We start from the raw sequence: 26,145 nt of genomic DNA, 5'->3' as shown, positions 1-26,145 counted from the left end.
GAAGTAAAAATAATATATATGTGCTTTTTTTTATCATGTAAATTTATTGAGTAACTGGACCTAAGCTAAAAACACCACTTTTACCGTTTGCAGACATTAATTTTTGAGCTTCAAAATTTGGCATTAGCATAGAATTTAACTCATTTAAATCCCATTCATTTGGATTTTTAAACCATTCAGCAACATTCATTTTAATCTCAATAGTTGCATTGTTTTTAATAGAAATCACCCCTAAATCTACTGTAAAAAAAGTGTCTTCAAACTTTAGGCTTGCAGGATCAGTTTTATCTACGGCTCTAATAGCATGGTAAGCAAAACCTTGTTGTTCGATAATTTTATTAAGAAACTTACCTTCCATTTGCATGTAATGGTAGCCTCCACCCAACATGTCTGGTACATTCCAAGATGCTGAATTTAAATCTTGATAACCTCCTACTTTATAATTATCATCATTATTAAAACCAAAAGTCATTGATAAATTATAGGTTCCTTCAGATATTTTTAATGTTGAATTGTGTATTAAGCTTTCACTATCACTTAAGTCAATTAATTTGTAACCATCAAAAACAGTTGCCTCATTAGAGCCATTAGTCAATGTTATTTTAGATACTAAATAACGTAATTTTTCAATTGTAAGTTTCGTTCCTAGTTTATTAGTGAATTTGGTATTGCTTAAATCTGATTTTTCAATTGTGGTACTATCCCAATTTTGAGAGAATTTTATTTTTGCAGAAACTTCTTTAATTAGTTCGTCGTTATCAGAACTACATGAAAAGAAAGTAAGGCTTATTAAGAAAAGAATTAAATATTGTTTCATTTTTTATTTTAATTTGATAATTAATAGGTCTGAAAAACCTTTGTTTACTGTTATTTCTTGATTGTTACTGCTGCTTTCTCCAACCGCAATAATCGTTCCGTTTGCCAATTCAATAGCATCATAACAAAAATCGATTTCTGTACCTCCAACTGTTTGTTGCCACTGTTGATTTCCGTTGTTGTCTATTTTAAGAATCCAAGCATCGTTTTGACCTTTATTGGTTAATCCATTATCAGAACTTCTTGAACTCCCTGAAATAAGAAAGCCACCATCTAATGTTTTATGAACTGATCGTCCTACATCAAAACTAGAGCCACCATAATTTTTTTCCCAAATTAAATCTCCGTTAGTATTTATTTTTATAATCCAAAGGTCTGCGCCACCATTGTTTTTTAAAACATCTTTGTCTTCACTACGGGTATCTCCAATAATAATGAAGTTTCCATCATTGGTGGGTGTAATTGCTCTGGCTTCGTCAATCTCACTTCCTCCAAAAGATTTTTCCCAAAGAAGTGTTCCTGATTTATCAATTTTAACAATCCAAAAATCATAAGAACCTTTGTTGTTTTTTATGTCAACATCAACACTATCTGATGCGCCAATCATTAAATAGCCATCAGAAGTTTCGGTAACCCCGTAACAAGTTTCTGTATTTGTGCCTCCAAAATATTTTCGCCATTCAATATTTCCTGATGAGTTTAGTTTAATTCCCCAATAATCACCTCCAGCGTGTCGTCTAGCAGCAGAACGGGCATTTCCTAATCCACCAGAGGCGGTTACATCTAAAAGACTTCCAACAAAAAAACCATTATCATTTGTTTGAATAATACTAAAACCTTTATCTGTGCCAGAAAAACCAGTATTTGTTTTCCAAAGAATATCACCATTACTATTTAGTTTTAGTATCCAAATATCTTCAAAGCCTTTGTTAGCGCTTAAATCGCCATCGTTACTTTTGTTGTAGCCAATAATAGCAAAGCCATTATCGTTAGTTTTAATTATTTGATATGCCTTTTCGTCTTTAGAACCACCATATGTTTTTTGCCATAGTAATTTATCGTTTTTATCAAACTTTAAAACCCAATAATCATATTGTACATTCGTTTTTGTTGTTGAAACATCACCATCAATACTTTGGGTAAATCCTAAAACTACATATCCGTTATCAGAAGTTTGAACAACACTTCTAGCTACTTCATTTTTTGTTCCTCCTAAAGTTTTTACAAAATCTAGTGTTGGATTTTTAACAACGTTTGGTAATTGATCAACATCATTATTACAGCTAATTATTGTGAATATTATGACTAAAAGAGTTGAGATTTTTTTAAACATTTATTGCTTTTGTAAAATAAATAAACCACTATTAATATCACTTACTACAATTTTACCGCTATTAAAATAAGGGTATACATTCCAAACGCCATTAAAGTTTGCGGCATCATTATTTATATAAGTGTCAAAATAGCCCGTTTCTGTTATTGTTTTACTTTCAATAGCACTAATGTCGATAAAACGAACACCTGCTGTGTAGTTCGCTAAATAAAAAGTATTATCTTTTATATATCCGTTATGATCTATAGCTGCTGTTGGGCCAGTGTAAGAAAAATGCTCAACAGGGTTGTCTAAATCTGTAAAATCAAAAATTATATTTCTTGTCTTGTTTCCAAAATTTTGTTCATCTAATTCATCACCTAAAATAAAATATTTTTTATCATTTGTAAACCAACCTTGGTGCGTGTAACCAACGTTTGCGTACGATATTTTAGAGATGTTTTTTGGATTCGATTTATCGCTAATGTCTACAATAACAACTTCATTTTCATTACTACCTATTAAAATTTCTTTACCTGTGTAATCAGAATCAGGGCCATTATAAATAACAACTTGTGCATCGTGGCTATAATTGTCGGTTGCCCATTCCCCTTCTTTTATTGGGTTTTTAGGGTCTTGTATATTAATAAATAAAGGGCCTCCATTGTTTAAAGGTGTTCCGTTTAATTTAGTTCCTACTGGGTATGCATAACCAGAATCTTCATTAATTACGATATTATGAGCACGTCCAAACTCTGTAAAATGTGCATCAGCAGTAAAAGTTTCTGGAGGGTTCGCTACATTTCTCAATTTTGTTAAATCAAAAACTTGCATTCCGTGGTTACTCGCTTCGCTTACAATAAAAGCATGATCTTTATAAACTTTTACATCGTGCCAAGAACTGTTTACCGTTGCTGTAGGTAATTTACCAAGATATGTAGGGTTATTAGTGTCGCTTATATCAACAAAAACAGTTCCGTTTTCTACCCCCATTATTGCGTATTCTTTATTGGTTGTAGCGTCTGTCCATCCCCAAGAATCATTTCCTTCAGTAGCACCAAAAGTACTTAGAGGTATGTGTAAAAGTAAGTCGTAATTATTACAAGGATATATTCCTGCTTTACCAGAAATACAAGGAACTTTATTCCCTATAGGAGTATCGTCACATGCATCACCTTTTCCGTCATTATCACTGTCTTTCTGATCAGGGTTTGCAAAGTCAGGACAGTTGTCTATAGCGTTTGTTATTCCATCTGAATCGTTATCTGGGTCATTATTGTCACATACATTACCTTTTCCATCATTATCAGTGTCTAATTGATCGGGGTTCGCAATTAACGGGCAATTATCATCAATATCTTTTATACCATCATTATCATCATCATCATCACAAGCATTACCTATTCCGTCATTGTCGGTATCTAATTGGTCTTCATTAGCGACGTCTGGACAGTTATCAGTAGTATTAATTATTTTATCATCATCTTTATCGTCGTCTATTTTTATAGTAGAAGTACAAGAAAATATCGATAAAATTAAAGTAAGATAAATGATTGATTTAATGTGATTACTCATAATGATTAGTTTTGAAAAAGCTAAAGTTAAAAATTAATTAAGGAACTAGTTGTTCATTTTGATAAAATCTGTTAATTCGATTAGTTTTATGGTTAAAATAATTGCGAGTACAATTTTATTAGAATTACTTGTTCGCTTAAAATAAAGAACAACTTTAATGGTGAAATATTTTAAATCTTAGATTTATTTTAAAAGGAGTTGAAGATTTATCTTATTTAAGTACTTGTTATTATCTTTGCAAGATGTTAGAAGATAAAAACCAAGAAAGAACATCATTAGCTGAACTGGGAGAGTTTGGATTAATTAACCACTTAACAAAGCATTTTAAAATATATAATTCGTCAACGAGTAAAGGTGTTGGAGATGATGCTGCAGTTATTAGTCCGTCAGATAAAGAGTTATTAGTAACTACTGATTTATTAGTAGAAGGTGTGCATTTCGATTTAAGTTATATGCCTTTAAAGCATTTAGGTTATAAAGCTGTAATGGTAAATTTATCAGATGTGTATGCAATGAATGGAGTTGCTGAGCAAATTACAGTGTCAATAGCTGTTTCAAATAGATTTTCTTTAGAGGCTTTAGAAGAGTTGTATGCTGGTATTCAGTTGGCGTGTGATACTTACAATGTAGATTTAATTGGAGGGGATACAACATCGTCTACCAAAGGGATGTTAATTTCTGTTACAGCAATAGGAACTGCAAAAAAAGAAGATATTGTATATAGAGATGGAGCAAAGGCTACTGATTTAATAGTTGTTTCAGGAGATTTAGGTGGTGCTTACCTTGGTTTACAAGTTTTAGAAAGAGAGAAGCAAGTATTTCAGGTGAATCCTAAAAATCAACCAGACTTAGACAATTATACCTATTTAATTGAGCGTCAATTAAAACCCGAAGCTAGAAAAGATATTTATGAATTATTAAAAGAAATAGCGGTAAAACCTACATCGATGATTGATATTTCTGATGGATTATCATCTGAAATTATGCACATTTGTACGCAAAGTAAAGTAGGGTGTAAGATTTATGAAGATAAATTACCGTTAGATCCGCAAGTAATTTCTGCTTCTGAAGAGTTTAAAATGGATAGTACAATGATTGCTTTAAGTGGTGGTGAAGATTATGAATTGCTATTTACTGTGCCTATTGCAGAGTTTGACAAGATAAAGGCCAATCCTAATTTTTCAATTATTGGTCATATAGTAGAAGAAAATCAGGGATTTAACTTAGTTACTCGAGCAAATCAAGAAATTGAATTAAAAGCGCAAGGATGGAATTCTCTTAAAGAATAAGTTTATAATACTATAATGCATAAAAAAAATCACACTTTTTAAAGTGTGATTTTTTTTATGCCTAAAATTTTAGGCATAAAGCTTGATGTTTGTAGCTAAACTAAAATTACGATGAAAAAAGTATTATTACTATTGTTGTTAATTCCATTTGTTTCCTTTTCTCAAGGGAAATTAAAGAAGGCGAAGCAAAATATAAATCAAAATTCAACCAAAACAACCGCTTCGGGTAAACGAGTTGTAAAAAGTTCATCTTCCTCAAACTCAAAATCAACGAGTCATTCCAGCCTACCTGATGATTTAGGCTTTTATTCTTTTATAGCGAAAACATTGTTTTGGGGTACTGCTGGTATTGCAATAGGTGAGGCTGAAGAGCGAGACTTAAATCCGTATCCTTATTTTTATGATAATGAAGGTGAGTATGCCGCTGAGTTATCAGATACAGGAAGGAAGCAAGGTGTAAAATTAGGCGCAAACTATTTATTTAATACAATTAGAGGAATTGAACTTAATGCAACTTATAAGCCAATACCTATTATTGGAATAGATGCTTCTTATATTCATTTTTCAGAGAAGAATAGAACAAATAATGATGCTTTAGATATTACTTCTATAATGGTAAATTACCATAGAGTACGAGAAAAAAACATTTCGCTTTGGTGGGGTTTAGGTATCACGCATGTAGGTAACGAGGTTAATAAATCAGGATTTACTTATGGTTTGGGTGCAGAGATATATCCCTTTAAACCAATTAGTATTCATATATCATGGAAAGAAAGTTTTGTTAATAAGAGTGATATAGGTGTTTTTAAATCGCAATTAAAATATCATTTTAAAAATAAATCTTTTTTTATGGGGTACCATCATCATCAAATAGCAGGAGAAAATATTTCTGCACCAATTGTTGGGTTTGAAATAACGTTTTAAAAAAATCATTTTATAGAATAATAAAAAATGGTATAAAAATTGTATCTTGGTCTAATAGAGCGTAAATTATTAATTAAAAAAATCAAAAAAGAATGGGAATTTTTTCATTTATTAAAAATGCTGGAGCCAAAGTATTTGGTATCGGAAAAACAACTGAAGAAGAAGCTACAGCAAAATCTGCAAAATTAGTGGATGCTGTAAATAGTTTAGAATTAACTGTTGAAAATTTATCAGTATCAATTGATGATGATAAAGCAACTGTTGCAGGTGAAGCTTCAGATTTAGCAACGAAAGAAAAAGTTGTTTTAGTTGTGGGTAATACAGAAGGTATTGCATCTGTAGAAGATAATATGACTGTTGCTGAGGTAGAAGTAATTGAAGTTGCAGCAATGGCTCAATTTCATTCGGTAGTAAGCGGTGATACTTTAGGTAAAATTGCTAAAGAATTTTATGGTGATGCAATGAAGTATACTATAATTTTTGAAGCAAACAAGCCAATGTTATCACATCCTGATAAAATTTATCCTGGTCAATTATTAAGAGTACCACCTTTAATGGATTAATCATAACCGATTGTTACAATAAAAGTATATAGCACTGCATTAGCAGTGCTTTTTTTATGAGTAAAATTTAACAGTATTTATTCATGTGTTTTAAACGCTTATTTAGTTAAAAAAGGAGCATAATATTTTTCATCTTTGCATTTTTAAATATAAAAGTAAAATGAATCAAAGAACGCTGGCATTAATAGCAGTATCTATTGCGACACTTATTTACGGAGTTACCTTTACGGTAGCAAAAGAGGTAATGCCAATGTATATTAAACCATTTGCTTTTATAGTGCTTCGTGTAGGCGGAGCTGCGATTATTTTTTGGTTATTAGGACTTTTTGTAAATGCAAAACGAATAGAAAAATCAGATTATAAAAAAATTATAATGGCTGCATTCTTTGGGGTAGGATTAAATATGCTTACTTTTTTTAAAGGATTGAGTTATACTACGCCAATTAGTGCTTCAGTAATGATGGTTACAGCACCAATATTGGTTTTAATATTTGCAAGCGTACTTTTAAAAGAACGATTAGTATTACGAAAAATAATAGGAATCATTATCGGTTTAATAGGTGCAATTATTTTAATAGTTTACGGTAGTTCATCTGATGCAGATGCTAAAAATATGATGTTAGGGAATTTTTTAGTTTTTATTAATGCAGCATCATACGCAATGTATTTAGTTCAAGTAAAAAAACTAATAGCAAAATACAACCCAATAGTATTTGTAAAATGGTTGTATTTATTTGGGTTGTTATTTGTACTTCCTTTTGGTTTTTTAGAGCTTACTGAAGTTCAATGGTATTTAATGCCAACCTCAATATATTTAAAAGTAGGGTTTGTTGTTTTGTTTACAACCTGTTTAACTTATTTATTTAACCTGTTTGCATTGTCAAAATTAAAACCAACGACAGTTAGTGTTTTTATTTATTTACAGCCGGTTATCGCATCAATTTATGCTTTAATTGTAGGAAGCGATACTTTAAATACAGTAAAAATAATAGCAACACTTTTAATCTTTTTAGGTGTCTTTTTGGTTACAAAACAAGTGGTTAGTAAAAATAAATAAATGTATCTTTGCGCTTCATTAAATTGACGATATGATACAGTCTATGACGGGTTATGGAAAATCCGTATTACATTTGCCTTCTAAGAAAGTAACCATTGAAATTAAGTCGCTTAACAGTAAAAATTTAGATTTAAATACAAGAGTTCCATCTTATTATAAAGAAAAAGAATTAGCCGTTAGAAAAAAACTAGCTAGTAATTTGGTAAGAGGAAAGATTGACTTTTCTATTTGGATAGAAATGACAGCAGAAGAAACTTCAACAAAAGTTAATAAAAATGTTGTACTAGAATACATTCAGCAATTAAAAAACACATTGTTTACGGGGTCTGATAATGATGTAGAATTGTTGAAAATGGCAATAAAAATGCCAGATGCATTAAAAACTGAACGTGAAGAATTAGATGAAACTGAATGGGCTCAGATTGATACTCATATCGACGAAGCTTTAAAAGAAATTATTACATATAGAATTGACGAAGCTAAATCATTAGAAGATGATTTTAAATTAAGAATAGCAAATATTCAGTCAGCATTAGAAGAAGTTAAGAAGTTAGACGGAGATCGAATAGATAATGTAAAAGTTCGTTTACAAAAAGCTTTAACAGACTTAAAAATTGAAATTGATGAAAATCGTTTCGAACAAGAATTAATTTACTATTTAGAAAAGTTAGATATAAACGAAGAAAAAGTTCGTTTAGAAAATCACTTAATATACTTTTTAGAACAATTAGCAACTGAAGATTCTAATGGAAAAAAATTAGGATTTATAGTTCAAGAAATAGGTAGAGAGGTAAATACCACTGGATCTAAAGCTAATTTTGCGCCAATGCAAAAGATAGTAATTCAGATGAAAGACGAGTTAGAAAAAATTAAAGAACAAATTTTAAACGTTTTATAAGATGGCTAAAGATTTTAAAGGAAAATTGTTTGTGTTTTCAGCACCATCAGGATCAGGAAAAACAACAATTGTTCGTCACTTATTAAAACAAGAAAGATTTAATTTAGAGTTTTCAATATCTGCGGCCTCAAGAGAAGCTAGAAATGTTGAAGTTAATGGAGAAGACTATTATTTTATTTCTACAAAAGATTTTAAAAGTAAAATTAAAGCTGATGAGTTTTTAGAATGGGAAGAAGTATATCGAGATAATTTTTACGGAACTTTAAAAACCGAAGTTGAACGTATTTGGGCTTTAGGGAAACATGTTATTTTTGATATCGATGTAGCTGGAGGTTTACGTATAAAAAAGAAATTTCCTACAGAAACATTAGCTGTTTTTGTAAAGCCACCAAGTATCGATGAACTTAAAATTCGTTTAAAGAAAAGAAGTACAGAGAGCGAAGATAAAATAAACATGCGTATTGCTAAAGCATCAGTAGAATTAGCTACGGCACCTCAGTTTGATAAAATTATAAAAAATTATGATTTAGCCGTTGCTTTACAAGAAGCAGAAGATTTGGTCGCTAATTATTTAGGTTTAAATTAAACGATAACTCAAGAATAAAAACAGTTATTTTAAAAGGTTTATGAAAAATATTGGATTGTATTTCGGAACTTTTAACCCTATTCATATTGGGCATTTAATTATAGCCAACCACATGGTTGAAAATTCTGATTTAGATGAAATTTGGATGGTTGTTACCCCACACAATCCATTTAAAAAGAAAAGCTCTTTGTTAGATAACCATCATCGTTTAGAAATGGTGTATTTAGCAACCAAAGAATACGAAAAAATAAAACCATCTGATATAGAATTTAATTTACCACAGCCTAATTATACCATAAATACATTAGCACACATATCAGAAAAATACCCAGATTATAGTTTTAACTTAATTATGGGAGAAGACAATTTAAAGAGCTTCCATAAATGGCGTAATTATGAGGCTATTTTAGACGATTATAATGTGTATGTGTACCCGAGAATTTCAGAAGGAATTGTAGAAAATCAATTTAAAGAACATGCTAAAATTCACACGGTAGCTGCACCAGTAGTACAAATATCATCAACTATGATTCGTAGTGGTATTAAGGCTCAGAAGAATATTAAGCCTTTATTGCCTACTAAAGTTTGGGAGTATATAGATACTATGAATTTCTATAAAAAATAAAAACACTTATTAGTAGGTGTTTTTTTGTTTAAAATATATTTAGTTGATATAAAAGTAGATAGTGCTTTTTATGGCTGAAAAATAATTTTCTAAACTAGAAAGCTAGTTATTTAACACAAAGTGTAATTTGTATAAAAAATAGTTTCGAAGTTTTTTCGTTGTATATTTGAATCCCAAACCTGTATTAACGTGGCTAAAACTCATAAAAAGCGAAAGCTTAAGCAAAAACTTATTGATAAATATCGATTGGTAATTTTAAATGAAGATACTTTTCAAGAAAAGTTTTCTTTAAAGTTATCGCGTTTAAATGTATTTGTTTTTGGAGGCGTATTTTCGGTAGTGTTAATTGCATTAACATCATTATTAATTGCATTTACAGGGTTAAGAGAATACATACCAGGGTATGCTTCTACATCATTAAAAAAGAAAGCTACTCGATTAGTGTATGAAGCTGATTCGTTAAAAACTCGATTAGCGGTTATAGAGCGTTATACAAAAGCATTAAGGCCAGTTTTAACAGGAGAGATAAGATCTGAAAAAATAGACTCGATAAAAATAGAAGCTCAAAACCTTACTTTTAATGAAGGTAAATTACAAGCATCTAAACAAGATTCATTATTTAGAGCTAAAATTGAAGGTAAAGATCGTTTTCCTTTATCTGAAGGAGCAGCAGGTAGAGCCAAAATTGTGTTTTTTTCGCCATTAACCGGTACTGTATCGCAAGCGTTTAATATGAATGATAAACACTACGCGCTCGATATTGTTGCAAAAACAGGAACTCCTGTAAAAGCGATTGCTGACGGAACAGTAATTTTGGCAGAGTGGACAGCCGAAACAGGTTATGTAATAACAATACAGCACCCCAATGAGTTTATTTCGGTATATAAACATAACGGAAGCTTATTAAAACAACAAGGTGATGTTGTAAAATCGGGTGAAGCCATTGCAAGTGTGGGCTCAACAGGAGAACTAACTACAGGCGCACATTTACATTTCGAATTATGGAATAACGGATTTCCAGTAAATCCGACAGATTATATAGATTTTCAGTAATTAAAAGAGAATAAAGTATAGCACATTATTTGCTTTTTGCAAAGTGATGTCGTTTCTTACATCTAAATATTTTAAAATGAGTATCAAATCTAAATTGGCAATTCCCTTTGCTAAACAAGTACGAAAAAGAGTTTATAAATGGGCAAATAAGCCTCATGAAACACAAAAAAAAGTATTTCAGTATTTGGTAACTGAAGGCTGTAAAACAGCTTTCGGAAAAGATCACGATTTTATATCTATAAATAATTACGAAGACTTTAAAAAACGCGTACCTGTAAACGATTACGAAGGATTGCGTACCTATGTAGATAGAATGGTTGCAGGTGAAGAGAATGTGTTATGGAAAGGGAAACCTTTGTATTTTGCGAAAACTTCAGGAACTACTTCAGGAGCAAAATATATTCCGATAACCAAAGAATCTATGCCAACGCATATAAAAGCAGCACGTAACGCGTTGTTATTTTATGTGGCAGAAACAAATGATGCTAGTTTTGTAAACGGAAAAATGATTTTTTTACAAGGAAGCCCTGTTTTAGAAGAGGTGAACGGCGTAAAATTAGGACGATTAAGTGGTATTGCTGCACATTATGTACCAAACTACTTATTAAAAAACCGTTTGCCAAGTTGGGAAACGAATTGTATTGAAGATTGGGATACCAAGGTGAATAAGGTAGTTGAAGAAACTATTAATGAAGATATGTCTGTAATTAGCGGAATTCCGTCTTGGGTGCAAATGTATTTTGAAAAGTTGATAGACAAAACAGGAAAAACAATTTCAGAGATTTTTCCGAATTTTAACTTCTTTGTATACGGAGGTGTGAATTTCGAACCGTATAAAAATAAGTTTGAAACTTTAATAGGTAAGAAAATTGATTATGTTGAGTTGTATCCCGCTTCTGAAGGGTTTATCGCCTATCAAGATTCGCAAACCGAAAAAGGAATGCTATTGCAATTAAACTCAGGTATTTTTTATGAGTTTATTCCTGCAACAGAATTCTTTGATGAAAACCCAACACGTATTTCTTTAAAAGATGTAGAATTAGGTGTTAATTATGCAATTATTTTAAATACTTCTGCAGGTCTTTGGGGCTATAATATTGGCGATACGGTAGAGTTTACCTCATTAAAACCCTACAGGATAAAAGTAACAGGGCGTATAAAACATTTTATTTCAGCCTTTGGCGAACATGTTATTGGTAAGGAAGTGGAAAAAGCATTAAATGATGCTATTGTAGGAACAGCTATAAATGTAAGTGAATTTACAGTAGCTCCACAGGTAAACCCAGCAAGTGGATTGCCCTACCATGAATGGTTTATAGAGTTTGAAAACGAACCAGATAACTTAGAGGAATTAGCAGCTAAAATAGATGCGTCTATGCAAAGCCAAAATGTATACTATTTCGATTTAATTGCAGGTAAAATATTACAACCGTTAATAATTAGAAGCGTTAAAAAAGGAGGCTTTCATGAGTATATGAAATCGATAGGCAAGTTTGGTGGACAAAATAAAATTCCACAGTTATCAGACAATCGTAAGATTGCTGATGTATTGCAAAGTTTTTTAGTGTAAGTATCACCACAAGGTAGAGTAATGATTTATAACAAAGTCATTGCGAGGCACGAAGCAATCTCTTTAATGTTTGTTTTAATGCTGCAAAGAGCTTACTTCGTCATTCTTCCTTGTAATGACGAGTATGTTTGTTATTACTGGGTATAAAGGAGTCACATTTAAGAACTCGTCATTGCGAGGCACGAAGCAATCTGTTTAATGTTAGTTTCAAGTTGTAAATATATTAATCAACTGTAGTATAGTGAACTGACATTTATGTATGTAGTAAATTGAATAATAAAATGCTTTTTTTATTATTTTTCTAACATAAGAGTTTAGTTAGATTCATTTTTTATTGTAGATTTAAACCCTAACCAATAAATAAACAACATGAGTACAACGATTAATGGAGTAACAATTACTGTAAATTTTTGTAATAAAATAAATGGACCTAAAGTTCCTTTAAGTGAAGTTTCTAAAGGAGCTCCATTAGCAAATATTTATAAAACAACGCCTACTGGAAATACTTATACGGTAAATATAGTAAGTCATGTACCAATTAGTTTAAATGCTGATAATCCTTCTGATCCAAATGAAGTAGTGTCTTTAGATAATGGAGCAGGATATTTATATTTAGCTTATAAAGGATTACAAGAAGTAAATACAGCTATTAATCAAGGTAAAGTGAATTGTAGAACTTTTTGGTTTGAATTTGACGCTCAGGAAGATGCTACTGAATTTAATATATACCACACACAATTTGTGTATTCAGTAGATGGTAGTGCGGGAAATGCTGAAGCTATTTTAGTGCAAGAACGTAATGATGATCCTGATACAGATAGAGGAACTGTAGTTACGACAAGAGATAATGAATAAAAAAATATTTATTTTCTTTATTTTCTTTAATGGAATAATGTTTTCTCAAATAAAAGGAAATATTATAGAGTTCAAAGCAGATAGTGTTTTTAACAAAAATAAAAATTTAGAGTTTAAAAAAGCCTATGGTTTTTATTTAAAGAAAGCTTATGATTCGTGTTATTTATATTCAAGTAATGTTTCCATTAAAAAAAATAGTAGAGTAGAAAAAGACCTATTAAATTATATTCAAGGGAGTTCTGCTATAAAGAAAAAAATATATAGAAAAGCATTAGATAATTTTAATTCAATTTCTAAGAAAAGTGGATTTAATCATTTAAAAAACTTCAAGCTTGGGAAAATTTATATAGAATTAAAAAAGTATCACTTAGCAATAGAATATTATAAAAAATGGGAGTTAGAAATAGATAAATCTAATTTAATAACGAAAAAAGCAGGGTATCATAACTTTGCTTTATGTTATGTTTTGCTAAAAAAGTATCATAATTCTGAAAATTATTTTAATAAGGAATTATCTCTTATAGATAAAAAAGATACATTAGAATTAATTAGTTATAAAACTGATTTAGCTAGTGTTTATTATAATCAATATATAGACGATAAAGCTATTCTTTTATTTAAAGAAGCGTATGATTTGGCTAAAATCTATTCTAATATAGAATTAAAGCATAATACCTCAAAAAACATGGCAATTGTTGAGCGTAATAGGAAGCGTTACAAAGAGAGTGTAGGGTATTTTGATGAGTACGTAAAATGGAAAGACTCTATTTGGAGTAGGGATCGTATTTGGCAGCTGACGGAGAAAGATAAAAAAATAGCAGTTGCGCAAAAACAACAAGAAATAGCTGTGCAAGATGAGCAAATAAAGCGTCAAAAAGTAGTTCAAAAAGGGTTGCTTTTAGGTGCTTCTGGTTTGTTAATATTCTTGGGAGGATTGGCTTTTTTTTATAGGAAATTACAAAGTAAAAATAGGCTTATTACCGAGCAAAAAGAGGCTTTAAATGTAGCTAATAACACTAAAAATTATTTATTTTCGGTGGTGTCTCACGATTTACGCTCGCCTATAAATAGTATAAAAAGGCAGCATCAAAAACTGGCAAAACATATTGCTAATAATGATTTGCCTGCAATTAAAGAAGCTACGAAATCGGCTATTGCAGTTACCGAAAGTACGAGCCATTTATTAAATAATGTATTGCACTGGTCGTTAGAGCAAAGTAATATGTTAAATTTCTCTGAAGAAGAACATGCACTGCAACCTGTTATAGAACAGGTGTTGTTCGATTATGAAAATTTAGCGGAGGCAAAAGCTATTTCAATTACTAGTGAGTTAGATAGTGAGATTATTGTTTTGACTGACAAAGAATCATTGAAAATCGTGATTCGGAATTTAATTGATAATTCGATAAAGTACATGGATGGTTCTGGAAGTATCTCTGTGAAAACAGAAAAGCATTCAGAAACTCAAGCGCGTATTGAAATTAAAGATTCAGGTATTGGAATATCTGAAGAAAAACTTCAAAAAATTAATGCTTTAAAAGATTTATCTATCGAGAAGATAGATCGTTCTAAAGGAATCGGATTAGGTTTATTATTATGTCAAACACTAATTAAGAAAAACAACGGAACGTTATTCTTTAAAAGCGAAGAAGGAACAAGTACCACTGCGGTTATATTGTTGCCTTTAGCTTAACTTTATTATAATACGAGTGGTATAAAAATCACTCGTATTTTTTTTACACGTTTTTTTAATTACCTCGTCATTGCGAGGCACGAAGCAATCTGTTGCTTTTTAGATCTAAACGTAGAGATTACTTCGTCGTTCCTTTTCCCTCCTTGTAATGACGTAATTGAGAAAATTTGTATTTGATTCGTATTTGGTGTATATTTACATCAATAAATATAATTTTATGTCAAGACAAAGTATATCATTTACAAAACCAAACGATGAATGGTTAAAAACTCAAGTAGATACTAAAGAGTATTCAAGCAAGAGCGAGCTTGTTAACGATTTGATTAGACAAGCTAGAAAACAACAGGTTCAAGTTGATTGGATTCGTACGAAACTTGAAAAAGCTGAAAGTAGTGGTTTTTCTAAAGATACTAAAGAACAAATTTTAGCAGAATCGAAGTCTTTACTAAATGCTTAAATATCGATTAAGTAATGAAGCTAAAAACGATTTGATTCGAATTCACCAATACGGAGTTAAAAAGTTTGGAATGATTCAGGCAGACAAATACTTCGATTCATTTTTTGAATATTTCGAAGCTATTGTTCAAAGACCTTTTTCATTTGAATCTGTTGATTATATAAAAAAAGGATATAGACGTTGTGTTTGTGGTACTGATAGTGTTTTCTTTAAAATAAATGACAGTGTTGTGGAAATAATGGCAATTGTAGGAAAACAAGATTTAAATGAAAAATTGTAGCGTAAATTTTTAAAAAAACTATATAAATATATTGATGCCTTATACCTTTTTGAATAGATAGATAAACTGTAATTTCACTATCCCATAATTACTGTTTTTTGTGAGTATTTTATCATTACGTGACACGAAGTAATCTGTTGCTTTTTAGTTCTAAATGTTGAGATTACTTCGTTATTCTTTCTCGCAATGACTTGTGTATTTGTTTTTTTGATAAACAAAAGAATACTTTTTATTATAAATTGCTGAATAGTAGAGTTACTTCATTCATTTAGCACTGTAAAGACAAACTATAATGTTTTTGCTAAAAATTATGACCAAATAAGTATCTTCGTAAAAACGAACATTATAAATATTTAGCTCCAATGAATAACTTACGATTGTTACTTTTAGAAGATTTAGATGAAGAAGCTAAAGAAATCATTGAGTTTTTAGAAGATAATAATTATGAAGTTATTCGTGTTAAAAACGCTTCAGAGGCTGAAAAAGAAATAAAAAATCGATTTTTTGATATCATTCTTTTAGATATTATGATTAACGGAAGCCCTGAAGGTATTTCGTTGGCACACCGCTTGAATAAAGAAAATATTGAAGCTCCTTTTCTATTTTTAACAAGTATGCAAAGTAAAGCGATGTTTAATGAAGCTAAACTTACGAAACCATATACTTATTTATTAAAACCATTTAATAAACTAGAGCTATTATATTCTTTAGAGTTAGCTTTAGAAAAATTTCACGAACAATCGAGTAGTATTAGCTTAAGTGATAAAAACGGAATTGTAAGTCCGTCGTTTTTATTCATAAAAAAGAAACGAAGCATCATGAAGGTAGATACAGCATCTATTATTTATGTTGAAGTAAAAGAGAAGTATTGTAGGCTTGTGTGTAATGAAGGTGATTATTTAATAAAACTATCGTTAACAAAAGTTAAAGAGCTGCTAGGAGATACAGATTTTACACAAACTCACCGAAATTATTTAGTAAATTTAAAAAAGATTAAAGAAATTTATTTTGAAGATAATTTATTGATTTTAGAAAATAATCATAAAATATCGTTCAGTGAGCGTTTTAAAAATCAGTTTATAAAAAACAATACTATTTTTAGATAAAAAACGATAAAAAAACATAGTAAATCCCCCCGAATCTAGTTCTGCTAATTACCGCTTTTTTTAACTTATCTTTTAGTCGAAAAAAAATAGTAAACCTTAATTCTTTTTAAACATCTCAAAAATATGCCTACACATGGGTTTTTGATATAGTATTTCCTTTAAGTAAGCGAATTCAGGTATAAGTGTATTAAAAAAAGATACAAGCGTATTGTTTTTTAAATACACAAAATTATGAGTTTGTTTTAAATAAAAAAAGGTAGGATATAAAATAGAATCTCCCCTTAATGGATTATATCTTACAACTACCTTTTTTTGAGTATTCTGATTAAGTACATATTCCCCAATAGTAATACTTAATACTTTTTAGCTGAAAATATACCCTTTATTATACCTTAGCTAATGTAAATATAATATGTAAAGGTTTTTCTTTAGGTGCAAACTCCATGAGGTATTGTAAATTAGTAAAAAACGTATTTGAAATAGGTATAAGTGCTTTAAGTATATAAAAAACGTATTTTTAAATAAAAATAAGATTAGATGAAAATTATAGCAACATGTGTAGGAGAACGTAAGGAGGTTGATTGGAAAGGAGAGAAGATAATTACCGGTATTTTTAAATATCCGGTTAATGAACCTATTTTTTTAAATACCGAAAAGGTAGAGGGTGATGCTGTTTGTAATAATGATTCTCATGGAGGAATTGATCAAGCGGTATACGGATATTCATTAAAACATTATGAATATTGGAAGGAGTTGTACCCTAACCTAAATTGGCATTTAGGTATGTTTGGTGAAAATTTAACAATTGATGAATTAGAGGAAACGGAAATTCATGTAGGAGATACTTATAAAGTAGGTGAAGTTATTTTAGAAGTAACGAAGCCTAGAGAACCTTGCCATAAATTAGCGATGAAATTTAACTCTAGAAAAGTTGTACGTCAGTTTTTAAGAGTATCAAAAAGTGGTATTTATTTTAAGGTTTTACAAATAGGTTTCGTTAAAACAGGAGATGTACTAGAAAAAATAAAATCATGCCCAGGAAATTTAACTATTGCTGAAATGTATAAAGAAAAAAACCTTGAAAACGGAATGTAGTTTCTGGTCTTAAACTTTATCGTATTTATATGAAAAACCATTTGCAATAAGCTTAAATAAAGACACTGTTAGAACTATAAATATTAAAAAAAGCTATTGTTTTTTTTCTAACTCAAATACCTTTTGAAGCATTTTATCATCAAACTGATTTACTTTGTATAAACCTTCATCATTAAAAAGTTCTCTTGCAATTAGTGTTTTTAAATTTCGTTTAAGTTGTTTTTTAATTTTTGATGAAAGTTTGTATTTTTTTAATTTTGATAAAAACTTAGTAGTGATTTCATTGTTTTTATCAAAACTCTTAATAAACTCATCAACAGTTGTATGTGTGAGTTTTTTACGGTTCGTATCAACGTAATTAAAAGCAAAATTATTTAAAGGCCTAAAAAATATTGTTGGTACATAAGAAGAGGTGTCAACACCAACAAAGTAATCAGGAATTATTCCTCCACCACCATAAACAATCTTTCCTTTTGGAGTTGTAAATTTTAAACTATCAATTGTTTTTATACTGTCTTTACTATGTAATTCACCACTAAGTAACCTGCGTTGTATATCTTGAGTGTAATTACTATTTTCGGTGTCAGAAGCTCCTTTTTTGTATGATTTTTGTATCGACCTACCAGTAGGAGTGTAGTAGCGTGCAGTTGTTAAACGAACTGCAGATCCATCACCTAAATCCATTTCTTGTTGTACTAAGCCTTTACCAAAAGAACGACGACCAATAATAGTTCCTTTATCATTATCTTGTAAGGCACCCGCTACAATTTCTGAAGCAGAAGCAGAGTTTTCGTCGATTAAAACATATAAACCACCTTTTTCAAAATCACCTTTATCAGTCGCAAATGATTTATTAATATCACCTTTATTGTTTTTTGTAAATACAATTAGCTTATCATCCTCTAAAAATTCATCAACAATACTATTAGCAATGTCAATAAAGCCACCACCATTTCCACGAAGGTCAAGTACTAAATCAGTCATTTGGTTTTCTTTAAGAGCATCTAAAGATGTTTTAAACTCTCGGTAAGAATTACGAGCAAAACGATTTAGTTTTATATAACCAACACTGTCATTTAACATGTAGGCTACATCAACACTTTTAATATTTACTTTGTCTCTGTTTATAGTTACATTAAAAAGACTGTCATTCGTTTTTCTGTAAATTTGAACATCAACTTTTGTGTTAGGCTTTCCTTTTAAGGCTGCCATTATTTTTGGGGTTTGTAACTTCTTACCGTATAATGTATCTTTATTTGCCAACAAAATTCTATCACCAGCTTTAATACCTACTTTAATACTTGGGCCTCCTTTAATTGGAGAAATAACAGTAATGGTATCACCTATCATACGAAACTGTACGCCAATACCTACAAAATTACCTTGCATGTTTTCGGTAATTAATTGAAGATTTTCTTTAGGTATATATACAGAGTGAGGATCTAATTTACCAAGCATTTCAGTAATAGCTCCATCTAGCAACTCATCAGTATTTACGTTGTCAACATAATCACTTTGTATATAGTCGATTAAACGTTTTATTTTTTTTTCATTAGATGAGTTTTTTCCAATGAAATTAGTTGTGTTCCCATTACTAAAAAAAGTTCCGATAAGAATACCGAAAACAACAGCAATTGATAAATATATAGGTAAGTTATTTTTGTTCATATGGTAAATGAGTCAGTTCAACACCAGCTTTTTCTAAAAAATCGACTCCAGAAGAATCTTTATATGCTTCGGCATACACAATACGTTTTATTCCTGCTTGATGTATCAGTTTGCTACATTGTTGGCAAGGAGAAAGAGAAATATATAAAGTAGCTCCTTTGCAAGATTGCGTAGAGGCAGCTACTTTTAAAATAGCATTCGCTTCAGCATGTAAAACATACCATTTTGTATATCCTTCGTCATCTTCACAATAGTTTTCAAATCCAGATGGAGTTCCATTATAACCGTCAGAAATAATCATACGATCTTTAACGATTATGGCGCCAACTTGTTTACGTTTACAATGAGATAATTTACCCCATTCTTGCGCCATTTTTAAATAGGCTTTGTCGTATTTTAATTGTTTTTTACTCAAAATTAAAAATTATGTGATATGCTAAGATACTTAGATTTAAAAAGGTGTGCCGTTAATTTTTTACCAAAAAACGCGGTTTATCATCATTTGAAAAGCAAAACCGATTATAATAGAAGATACTATTAAAATCCAATCGCGACGATTTACACCAAATATTGATTGAACTAAGGTTCCTATTAATAAAATTATTAAAACAATAATTATTTGAGCAGCTTCTACACCTACAGCAAATTCTATTAAAGGGATTAGTTTATCAGAAGTTTTTCCAATCATTATTTTAAAATAATTTGAAAAACCAAGTCCGTGAATTAATCCGAAAAACAAAGCCAAAAACAAATTTTGATTTTCTTTTCCAACAGATGCTTTTTTGGCAGTTAATACATTCATTAACGCTGTAATAAAAATTGTTAACGGAATTAAAAATTCAATTAAATTACTCTTAATATTTAAAATTCCGTAAGCCGATAACGCTAAGGTTATGGAATGCCCGATGGTAAATAAAGTAATAAGCCATAATACCTTTGTCCATTGTTTAAATAAATACACAACGGTAAGTACTATCAAAAATAAAATGTGGTCATAAGCTCTAATATCAAGTACATGATATAAGCCCATTTTAAAGTAAAAAATAAATTCGTTCATTCGGGATTTTAAATTTTTATTTGTCGATCTATTTGCTGGTCTAAAGATATAAAAGTTTCGGTTCTTGAAACTCCTTTTATGTTTTGAATATCTTTGTTTAACAAATGCATTAAATCTTCATTGTTTTTACATAGTATCTTAATGAAAATGGCGTAGTTACCCGTTGTATAATGACTTTCAACAATTTCAGGAATTTCTTTTAAGCGTTTTATAGCTGATGAATATAAACTAGAAGAGTCTAAAAAAACACCTACAAAAGCAGTAGTGTTATAACCTAAAGCTTTTGGATTCAATGTCATTTTATAACCATCAATTAAATCAGAAGCGTCTAACTTTCGTAAGCGCTGATGTATTGCAGCTCCTGAGATACCTACTTCACGAGCAATACTTAAAATAGGAGTACGTGCATCTTTTACCAGTCGTTTGATAATGATTTTGTCAATTCCGTCAATCTTTAGTTTCTTAATCATACAGCAAAAATAAGGAAAGTTGATTACATTTTTTTTTTGAATATTAGTTACCTTTACCAGCATGTATGCTCTTGTTGATTGTAATAATTTTTATGCCTCTTGTGAACGCGTTTTTAACCCTGGTTTACAAGGGAAGCCAGTTGCTATTTTAAGTAACAATGATGGTTGTGTTATTGCTATGAGTGATGAAGCTAAATATATTGAGCTTCCGTTTGGTGCACCAATTTTTAAATGGGAACAGTTTTGTAAAAACAATAATATTACAGTATTGTCTTCTAATTATCCGTTATATGGAGATATGAGTGCACGCGTAATGAAAATACTCGAACAGTTTTCGCCGGATATTGAAGTGTATTCTATTGATGAAGCTTTTTTAGAATTAAAAGGGTTTGAGAAATATAATTTAGAAGAATATAGTACTCAGATAAGAAGTAGGGTTTTACAATGGACAGGTATTCCTACCTGTGTTGGTGTTGCGCCAACTAAGGCATTAAGCAAGGTAGCAAATAAAATTGCACGTAAATTTCCGAAAGAAACAAAAGGTGTTTATGTTATTGATTCTGATGAAAAAAGAATAAAAGCATTAAAATGGACTTCTATTGAAAATGTTTGGGGTATTGGTAGTAGGTTACAAAAAACCTTAAAAGGAAAAGGTTGTGTAAAAGCGTATGATTTTACACAACTAAATGATGAATGGGTTCGAAAAAAGTTATCAATTACTATTTGGAAATTGAAGAAAGATTTAGAAGGTGAATCTAAAATATTACTAGATGAGCCAACAACCAAAAAAGCAATTGCAACTACACGAAGTTTTGAATATACTTTTTCAGATATTGATAATATAAAAGAAAGAGTGGCTACGTTTGCAGTGAGTTGTGCAGAGAAATTACGAAAGCAAAATTCAAGCTGTCATATGATTATTGTTATGTTGCATAGTGATCGCCATAAAAAAGACAGTGAGCAACACAGCGCTAGTAAAACAGTTGTGTTTTCATATCCAACAAATTCAACATTAACAATAAGTAAAAGTGCCGTAGAAGCGGTGCGTACTATTTTTAAAAAAGGAATAAAATATAAAAGAGCAGGTGTTATTGTTACAGGTTTGGTGCCATCGGATAATTATCAAATTAATATGTTTGAAAAAGAAAACCCAAAGCATAAGCCATTAATGCAGGCAATTGATAAATTAAATAAGACTTTTAAATCAGATAAGGTTAAATTAGCAAATCAAGATTTGCAACGTACCTGGAAAATGCGTCAAGAACGATTGTCGCCTAAGTATACCACAAATATTAATGACATTATAAGCGTAAAATAAAAAATGAATACATTAAAAGGATTAACTTTTTTTTCGCCTAAAGAAATGAGTAAAACTGAAGGTACAATTTTTAAAGATATTGGTATTTCTGCAGGGTTTCCGTCACCAGCCGATGATTTTAGAGAAACACGTATATCGTTAGATGAAGAATTGATACGAAATAAAGAAGCTACTTTTTTTGCAAAAGTTAGTGGGCAATCTATGATAGGTGCAGGACTGGATGATAATGATTTATTAGTAATTGATAGAAGTATTTCGCCTGAGAATAATAAGATTGCTGTTTGTTTTTTAGATGGAGAATTTACTGTAAAAAGATTAAAAGTAGAAAAGGATGAAGTTTGGTTACAACCTGAAAACCCAGACTACCCGATAATTAAAATTACAGAAGAAAATAATTTTATTATTTGGGGTATTGTTACTAGCGTTATTAAAAAGGTATAAATAAAAAATCCAGCAAATTTGCTGGATTTTTTATTTATGCTAATGAATTTCTATGAACAAAATTCATCATAAGCTCCTGCTAAATTCTGAGCAATAGCTTGAGCTGAATGCCCTTCAATATGATGACGTTCTAACATATGAACTAAATTACCATCTTTAAATAAAGCAATTGCAGGAGATGACGGAGGAAAAGGAACCATAAGTTCTCTTGCTCTTGATGTAGATTCTTTTTCGACACCAGCAAAAACAGTAGTTAAATTTGTAGGAGTTTTATCTGCTCCTAAAGAAGCAATAGCTCCTGGTCTAGCAGTACCAGCGGCACAACCACAAACAGAATTTACCATTACTAAAGTTGTTCCTTCTTTTGCTAAAGCGTTATCAACATCTTCAGCAGTATATAAAGCATCAAAACCAGCATCGATTAATTGATCACGCATCGGTTTTACTAATTCTTCTGGGTACATATTTTTATTGTTAAAATTGTTTATACAAATATACTTCATTTAAAAGCAAGAATCAAACCAAAATAAATGAGGTTTTTTTATAAAGAGTTAATACTATCTTTGCACCTTTAAAATTAAAAAATGGGAAAATTTGCAAAATGGCTTGGAGCCGGAGCTGGATTTACAATGGGAGGTCCAATAGGGGCTATTATAGGTTTTGCTGTAGGTAGTTTTATTGATGGCGTATCAGTAGAAGATTTTACACAAGAACAGCAAGATTATCAAAGACAATCGCAGCCTCAACAAAGAGGAAGAGCTACTTCTGGTGATTTTGAAATAACCTTATTAATCTTAGCATCAGTTGTTATTAAAGCTGATGGAAGAGTTGATCAGCGAGAATTAGATTATGTGCGTATGCATTTTGTTAAAATGTATGGTAAAGAGCGTGCTAATAATGCTTTTAAGTTGTTTAGCGGAATTATAAAAAAACAAGTATCAACACGTGAGGTTTGTTTACAAATTCGTCAACATATGTCACACTCTTCACGTTTGCAATTGTTGCATTTTTTATTCGGAATAGCAAAAGCAGATGACGAAGTAACAGCAGAAGAAGAAGAAGAAATAAGAAAAATTGCTAATTATTTATATATAAACAATCATGATTATTCATCAATAAAAGCAATGTTTTATGATGAGTCTGATAGTGCTTATAAAATTTTAGAGATAACCAAATCAGCTTCTAATGATCAGTTAAAAAAAGGGTATAGAAAAATGGCTAAAAAATATCACCCAGACAAATTAGAAGGGCTAGGTGAAGAGCATAAAAAAGGAGCCAAAGAAAAGTTTCAGAAAATTCAAGCAGCTTACGAGCAAATAAAAAAAGAAAGAGGACTTAATTAATTTTTAAAGAAAAATATTTTTAGTTTAAACGTTTTGTATAAAGAATGAATAAAAAAATAACATTATTATTTCTGTTTGTAATTGCTGTTTCTTTTGGGCAAAGAAAAGCTATAGCTGATAAGTACTATAATGAATACTCATATAAAAAATCTGCGGAGTTATATGAGAAAATTTTTAATAAGGGAGATGATTCTTATGAGGTTTTAAGTCGTTTAGGAGATTCATATTATTATAATTCTGATTTTACTGCATCTGAAAAATGGTATAAGGAATTGTTTAAAAGGCATGAGGCTATTACAAATTCTGAATATATTTTTAAATATGCGCAGTCATTAAAAAGTAACGGAAAAATTGAGGAGTCAGATAAATGGCTTTTAAAATTAAAAGCAAAAAACAAATATAATAGTAGCGTAAGATCATTACAGGATAACCTAAATTATTTTGTAGAATACACACAGAAGAAGAAAGTATTTGTAAGTATAAATAACTTGTCAATAAATACTAAATATTCTGATTTTGGAGGTTTTGTGTTTAATGATGATTTTTACTTCGCATCAACTAAGCCAGATGGGGTTAATGATAAAAGATTATATAAGTGGAATAATCAACCTCATTTAAATATTTATAAGGCAAAAGAGATTTTTAAAATTAAAGAAAAAGTTTTAGATGTCGAAGAGCAAGTTAAAGTAGCATCGGTTAGTTCTAAATATCACGAGTCAAACGCAATAATTACATCTAACGGTAACATCATGTATTTTACTAGAACTAATTTTGATGGTAAAAAATTAAAAGGAGGAGATGATGAAGTAGCACATCTTAAAATATATAAAACCGATAAAATTGATGGAGAATGGGGTAATGCTATAGAGCTCCCTTTTAATAATGATAATTATTCAGTAGGACATCCAGCTTTAAGTGTTGATGAAAAAGTATTGTATTTTGTATCTGATATGCCAAATGGTTTTGGTTTAACAGATGTTTATAAAGTAAATATACTAGATAATAATACCTTTAGTACTCCAGAAAATTTAGGAAAAAATATAAATACAGAAGGAAGAGAAATGTTTCCTTTTATAGATAGTGAAGGGACTTTATATTTTGCATCAGACGGGCATCTAGGACTTGGTGCTCTAGATATTTTTGAAGCAAAAAAAGAAAGAGATATTTATACTAAACCTGTAAACTTAGGAGCTCCTATAAATGGAGCTTATGACGATTTTTCATTTATTATAAATAATAAAAGGAATAATGGATTCTTTTCCTCAAATAGAAAAAAGGGAAAAGGAGACGACGATATATATAGTTTTATAGTATACAAGTGTAAAGAAGATGTTTCTGGGGTAGTTTATGAAGCTAAAACAAATAAGCCATTAAATAATGTAACTGTAAAACTAATAAGTGAAGAAGGGGTGATAGTTGCTGAAAAAACAACAAATAAAGATGGTAGTTATTCTTTTGAGTTGGTAGAGTGTGAGAAGAATTTTACTGTTACAGCATCAAAAAATGACTATAAGAAAGATGAAAAAACAGCGAAAACACTTGATGTAAATAAGCAGTTAATAACTCAAAACTTACAATTAGTACCTTTAATTATAGAAAATCAAATAGTAATTAATCCTATTTACTTCGATTTTGATAAACATAATATTCGTAATGATGCAGCAAAAGAGCTAGCGCATATTGTTTCTGTAATGGAAAATCACCCAAAGATGATTATTAAAATAGAATCACATACTGATAGTAGAGGTAAAAAAGAATATAATCGATCATTGTCAGATAGAAGGGCAAAATCAACTAAAGAATATATTGTTTCAAAAGGGATTCTTTCAAGTAGAATACAAAGTGCTATTGGTTATGGAGAGGGGCAGTTGTTGAATGATTGTTATGATGATAAATTAAATAAATGTTCAAAAGAAGAACATCAGAAAAACAGAAGATCATATTTTTATATTCTAAAGAAATAAGACCAAACAGTAAAATAAAAAACATTTTATACAAAAAAAATGAAAACACCCCATTTAATGGGGTGTTTTTTTATATAAGGCAAACCTTACAATTACAAGAAAATACGTAATTTCGCGAATTCAATTAATA

The 26,145-nt window shown here is 30.2% G+C and carries 27 protein-coding genes; 19 read left to right on the top strand and 8 right to left on the bottom strand.

Going from position 1 to position 26,145, the window contains the following annotated elements; all coding sequences use genetic code 11:
• Positions 1–43: 43 nt before the first annotated feature.
• From CXF68_RS02305 to CXF68_RS02295, 3 genes are read right to left on the bottom strand one after another with little or no spacing between them, the layout of a single operon-like run.
• Entirely contained in the window at positions 44–817 is a 774-nt protein-coding gene (locus CXF68_RS02305) for an MbnP family protein (protein ID WP_101042743.1), read from the bottom strand.
• 3 nt (positions 818–820) lie between these two features.
• Positions 821–2,149: a hypothetical protein gene (locus CXF68_RS02300; protein WP_101042742.1), complete on the bottom strand. Its 1,329-nt coding sequence runs from the start codon at positions 2,147–2,149 to the stop codon at positions 821–823.
• Complete coding sequence (locus CXF68_RS02295; protein ID WP_101042741.1) at positions 2,150–3,703, bottom strand: choice-of-anchor B family protein; 1,554 nt, start codon at positions 3,701–3,703, stop codon at positions 2,150–2,152.
• A 242-nt stretch (positions 3,704–3,945) separates the two neighbouring features.
• Here CXF68_RS02295 and thiL point away from each other — a divergent pair, with 242 nt between their 5' ends.
• From thiL to CXF68_RS02220, 15 genes are all read left to right on the top strand, one after another.
• Positions 3,946–4,992, top strand: coding sequence for a thiamine-phosphate kinase (gene thiL / locus CXF68_RS02290; RefSeq protein ID WP_101042740.1), 1,047 nt, complete (start codon positions 3,946–3,948; stop codon positions 4,990–4,992).
• Between the two features lie 111 nt (positions 4,993–5,103).
• Entirely contained in the window at positions 5,104–5,916 is an 813-nt protein-coding gene (locus CXF68_RS02285) for a hypothetical protein (RefSeq protein WP_101042739.1), read from the top strand.
• Between the two features lie 92 nt (positions 5,917–6,008).
• Positions 6,009–6,479: a peptidoglycan-binding protein LysM gene (gene lysM / locus CXF68_RS02280; RefSeq protein WP_101042738.1), complete on the top strand. Its 471-nt coding sequence runs from the start codon at positions 6,009–6,011 to the stop codon at positions 6,477–6,479.
• A gap of 160 nt (positions 6,480–6,639) precedes the next feature.
• Entirely contained in the window at positions 6,640–7,536 is an 897-nt protein-coding gene (locus tag CXF68_RS02275) for a DMT family transporter (protein ID WP_101042737.1), read from the top strand.
• A 31-nt stretch (positions 7,537–7,567) separates the two neighbouring features.
• Positions 7,568–8,434, top strand: a complete 867-nt coding sequence (locus CXF68_RS02270) for a YicC/YloC family endoribonuclease (RefSeq protein ID WP_232771597.1) — start codon at positions 7,568–7,570, stop codon at positions 8,432–8,434.
• Between the two features lies 1 nt (position 8,435).
• The gene (gmk, locus tag CXF68_RS02265; RefSeq protein ID WP_101042735.1) at positions 8,436–9,020 is read left to right on the top strand and encodes a guanylate kinase; all 585 of its coding nucleotides are present in this window, start codon (positions 8,436–8,438) and stop codon (positions 9,018–9,020) included.
• A gap of 40 nt (positions 9,021–9,060) precedes the next feature.
• Complete coding sequence (gene nadD, locus CXF68_RS02260; RefSeq protein ID WP_101042734.1) at positions 9,061–9,645, top strand: nicotinate (nicotinamide) nucleotide adenylyltransferase; 585 nt, start codon at positions 9,061–9,063, stop codon at positions 9,643–9,645.
• A 189-nt stretch (positions 9,646–9,834) separates the two neighbouring features.
• Positions 9,835–10,698: a M23 family metallopeptidase gene (locus CXF68_RS02255; RefSeq protein WP_101042733.1), complete on the top strand. Its 864-nt coding sequence runs from the start codon at positions 9,835–9,837 to the stop codon at positions 10,696–10,698.
• 76 nt (positions 10,699–10,774) lie between these two features.
• A complete protein-coding gene (locus tag CXF68_RS02250) occupies positions 10,775–12,268 on the top strand; it encodes a GH3 auxin-responsive promoter family protein (protein WP_101047300.1) in 1,494 nt (497 codons plus the stop codon).
• Positions 12,269–12,637: 369 nt separating this feature from the next.
• Positions 12,638–13,123, top strand: coding sequence for a hypothetical protein (locus tag CXF68_RS02245; RefSeq protein ID WP_101042732.1), 486 nt, complete (start codon positions 12,638–12,640; stop codon positions 13,121–13,123).
• Positions 13,116–14,816 carry a tetratricopeptide repeat-containing sensor histidine kinase gene (locus CXF68_RS02240; RefSeq protein ID WP_101042731.1) on the top strand — a complete coding sequence of 567 codons (1,701 nt, stop codon included), beginning with the start codon at positions 13,116–13,118 and terminating at the stop codon, positions 14,814–14,816. Before CXF68_RS02245 ends, CXF68_RS02240 begins: the two co-directional genes overlap by 8 nt.
• A 217-nt stretch (positions 14,817–15,033) precedes the next feature.
• Positions 15,034–15,273, top strand: coding sequence for a CopG family transcriptional regulator (locus CXF68_RS02235; RefSeq protein ID WP_101042730.1), 240 nt, complete (start codon positions 15,034–15,036; stop codon positions 15,271–15,273).
• Positions 15,266–15,553, top strand: coding sequence for a type II toxin-antitoxin system RelE/ParE family toxin (locus tag CXF68_RS02230; protein ID WP_101042729.1), 288 nt, complete (start codon positions 15,266–15,268; stop codon positions 15,551–15,553). The genes CXF68_RS02235 and CXF68_RS02230 overlap by 8 nt, the downstream gene beginning before the upstream one ends.
• A 362-nt stretch (positions 15,554–15,915) precedes the next feature.
• Positions 15,916–16,659: a LytTR family DNA-binding domain-containing protein gene (locus tag CXF68_RS02225; protein ID WP_101042728.1), complete on the top strand. Its 744-nt coding sequence runs from the start codon at positions 15,916–15,918 to the stop codon at positions 16,657–16,659.
• 537 nt (positions 16,660–17,196) lie between these two features.
• On the top strand, positions 17,197–17,754 hold the full coding sequence (locus tag CXF68_RS02220) for an MOSC domain-containing protein (RefSeq protein ID WP_101042727.1): 558 nt from the start codon (positions 17,197–17,199) through the stop codon (positions 17,752–17,754).
• A gap of 93 nt (positions 17,755–17,847) precedes the next feature.
• Here CXF68_RS02220 and CXF68_RS02215 read toward each other — a convergent pair whose 3' ends face one another.
• Genes CXF68_RS02215 through CXF68_RS02200 form a run of 4 tightly spaced genes read right to left on the bottom strand, consistent with a single transcriptional unit; the run spans position 17,848 to position 20,949 of the window.
• The gene (locus CXF68_RS02215) at positions 17,848–19,422 is read right to left on the bottom strand and encodes a S41 family peptidase (protein WP_101042726.1); all 1,575 of its coding nucleotides are present in this window, start codon (positions 19,420–19,422) and stop codon (positions 17,848–17,850) included.
• Positions 19,409–19,840, bottom strand: a complete 432-nt coding sequence (locus CXF68_RS02210; RefSeq protein ID WP_101042725.1) for a dCMP deaminase family protein — start codon at positions 19,838–19,840, stop codon at positions 19,409–19,411. The genes CXF68_RS02215 and CXF68_RS02210 overlap by 14 nt, the downstream gene beginning before the upstream one ends.
• Positions 19,841–19,897: 57 nt before the next feature.
• Positions 19,898–20,479, bottom strand: coding sequence for a HupE/UreJ family protein (locus CXF68_RS02205; RefSeq protein WP_101042724.1), 582 nt, complete (start codon positions 20,477–20,479; stop codon positions 19,898–19,900).
• An 8-nt stretch (positions 20,480–20,487) separates the two neighbouring features.
• Positions 20,488–20,949 carry an Lrp/AsnC ligand binding domain-containing protein gene (locus CXF68_RS02200; protein ID WP_028890065.1) on the bottom strand — a complete coding sequence of 154 codons (462 nt, stop codon included), beginning with the start codon at positions 20,947–20,949 and terminating at the stop codon, positions 20,488–20,490.
• Between the two features lie 61 nt (positions 20,950–21,010).
• Between CXF68_RS02200 and CXF68_RS02195 the strand changes: the two genes are divergently transcribed.
• Both CXF68_RS02195 and CXF68_RS02190 read left to right on the top strand, forming a co-directional pair.
• Positions 21,011–22,267, top strand: a complete 1,257-nt coding sequence (locus CXF68_RS02195) for a Y-family DNA polymerase (protein ID WP_101042723.1) — start codon at positions 21,011–21,013, stop codon at positions 22,265–22,267.
• Positions 22,268–22,270: 3 nt separating this feature from the next.
• A complete protein-coding gene (locus CXF68_RS02190; protein WP_101042722.1) occupies positions 22,271–22,708 on the top strand; it encodes a LexA family transcriptional regulator in 438 nt (145 codons plus the stop codon).
• Between the two features lie 50 nt (positions 22,709–22,758).
• On the opposite strand, the gene CXF68_RS02185 is transcribed toward CXF68_RS02190, so the two are convergent.
• Positions 22,759–23,172: a BrxA/BrxB family bacilliredoxin gene (locus CXF68_RS02185; RefSeq protein WP_101042721.1), complete on the bottom strand. Its 414-nt coding sequence runs from the start codon at positions 23,170–23,172 to the stop codon at positions 22,759–22,761.
• 120 nt (positions 23,173–23,292) lie between these two features.
• Between CXF68_RS02185 and CXF68_RS02180 the strand changes: the two genes are divergently transcribed.
• A complete protein-coding gene (locus CXF68_RS02180; protein WP_101042720.1) occupies positions 23,293–24,051 on the top strand; it encodes a TerB family tellurite resistance protein in 759 nt (252 codons plus the stop codon).
• A 44-nt stretch (positions 24,052–24,095) separates the two neighbouring features.
• Positions 24,096–26,015: an OmpA family protein gene (locus CXF68_RS02175; RefSeq protein ID WP_101042719.1), complete on the top strand. Its 1,920-nt coding sequence runs from the start codon at positions 24,096–24,098 to the stop codon at positions 26,013–26,015.
• Positions 26,016–26,145 lie beyond the last annotated feature (130 nt).

The sequence above is a fragment of the Tenacibaculum sp. Bg11-29 genome, from assembly GCF_002836595.1.
In the GTDB taxonomy this organism is placed as follows: Bacteria; Bacteroidota; Bacteroidia; order Flavobacteriales; family Flavobacteriaceae; genus Polaribacter.
The sequence above is the reverse complement of the archived record's forward strand: the minus strand, read 5'-3'. Positions and strand labels throughout refer to the sequence as shown.

Bases quoted from the DNA above. Each gene is read 5' to 3' on its own strand.
- CXF68_RS02215 (WP_101042726.1), bottom strand. From the start codon at position 19,422: ATGAACAAAAATAACTTACCTATATATTTATCAATTGCTGTTGTTTTC.
- CXF68_RS02285 (WP_101042739.1), top strand. From the start codon at position 5,104: ATGAAAAAAGTATTATTACTATTGTTGTTAATTCCATTTGTTTCCTTT.
- gmk (WP_101042735.1), top strand. From the start codon at position 8,436: ATGGCTAAAGATTTTAAAGGAAAATTGTTTGTGTTTTCAGCACCATCA.
- CXF68_RS02225 (WP_101042728.1), top strand. From the start codon at position 15,916: ATGAATAACTTACGATTGTTACTTTTAGAAGATTTAGATGAAGAAGCT.
- nadD (WP_101042734.1), top strand. From the start codon at position 9,061: ATGAAAAATATTGGATTGTATTTCGGAACTTTTAACCCTATTCATATT.
- lysM (WP_101042738.1), top strand. From the start codon at position 6,009: ATGGGAATTTTTTCATTTATTAAAAATGCTGGAGCCAAAGTATTTGGT.
- CXF68_RS02180 (WP_101042720.1), top strand. From the start codon at position 23,293: ATGGGAAAATTTGCAAAATGGCTTGGAGCCGGAGCTGGATTTACAATG.
- CXF68_RS02275 (WP_101042737.1), top strand. From the start codon at position 6,640: ATGAATCAAAGAACGCTGGCATTAATAGCAGTATCTATTGCGACACTT.
- CXF68_RS02250 (WP_101047300.1), top strand. From the start codon at position 10,775: ATGAGTATCAAATCTAAATTGGCAATTCCCTTTGCTAAACAAGTACGA.
- CXF68_RS02295 (WP_101042741.1), bottom strand. From the start codon at position 3,703: ATGAGTAATCACATTAAATCAATCATTTATCTTACTTTAATTTTATCG.
- CXF68_RS02195 (WP_101042723.1), top strand. From the start codon at position 21,011: ATGTATGCTCTTGTTGATTGTAATAATTTTTATGCCTCTTGTGAACGC.
- CXF68_RS02175 (WP_101042719.1), top strand. From the start codon at position 24,096: ATGAATAAAAAAATAACATTATTATTTCTGTTTGTAATTGCTGTTTCT.
- CXF68_RS02230 (WP_101042729.1), top strand. From the start codon at position 15,266: ATGCTTAAATATCGATTAAGTAATGAAGCTAAAAACGATTTGATTCGA.
- CXF68_RS02205 (WP_101042724.1), bottom strand. From the start codon at position 20,479: ATGAACGAATTTATTTTTTACTTTAAAATGGGCTTATATCATGTACTT.
- CXF68_RS02300 (WP_101042742.1), bottom strand. From the start codon at position 2,149: ATGTTTAAAAAAATCTCAACTCTTTTAGTCATAATATTCACAATAATT.
- CXF68_RS02190 (WP_101042722.1), top strand. From the start codon at position 22,271: ATGAATACATTAAAAGGATTAACTTTTTTTTCGCCTAAAGAAATGAGT.
- CXF68_RS02185 (WP_101042721.1), bottom strand. From the start codon at position 23,172: ATGTACCCAGAAGAATTAGTAAAACCGATGCGTGATCAATTAATCGAT.
- CXF68_RS02245 (WP_101042732.1), top strand. From the start codon at position 12,638: ATGAGTACAACGATTAATGGAGTAACAATTACTGTAAATTTTTGTAAT.
- CXF68_RS02305 (WP_101042743.1), bottom strand. From the start codon at position 817: ATGAAACAATATTTAATTCTTTTCTTAATAAGCCTTACTTTCTTTTCA.
- CXF68_RS02200 (WP_028890065.1), bottom strand. From the start codon at position 20,949: ATGATTAAGAAACTAAAGATTGACGGAATTGACAAAATCATTATCAAA.
- CXF68_RS02270 (WP_232771597.1), top strand. From the start codon at position 7,568: ATGATACAGTCTATGACGGGTTATGGAAAATCCGTATTACATTTGCCT.
- CXF68_RS02235 (WP_101042730.1), top strand. From the start codon at position 15,034: ATGTCAAGACAAAGTATATCATTTACAAAACCAAACGATGAATGGTTA.
- thiL (WP_101042740.1), top strand. From the start codon at position 3,946: ATGTTAGAAGATAAAAACCAAGAAAGAACATCATTAGCTGAACTGGGA.
- CXF68_RS02240 (WP_101042731.1), top strand. From the start codon at position 13,116: ATGAATAAAAAAATATTTATTTTCTTTATTTTCTTTAATGGAATAATG.
- CXF68_RS02220 (WP_101042727.1), top strand. From the start codon at position 17,197: ATGAAAATTATAGCAACATGTGTAGGAGAACGTAAGGAGGTTGATTGG.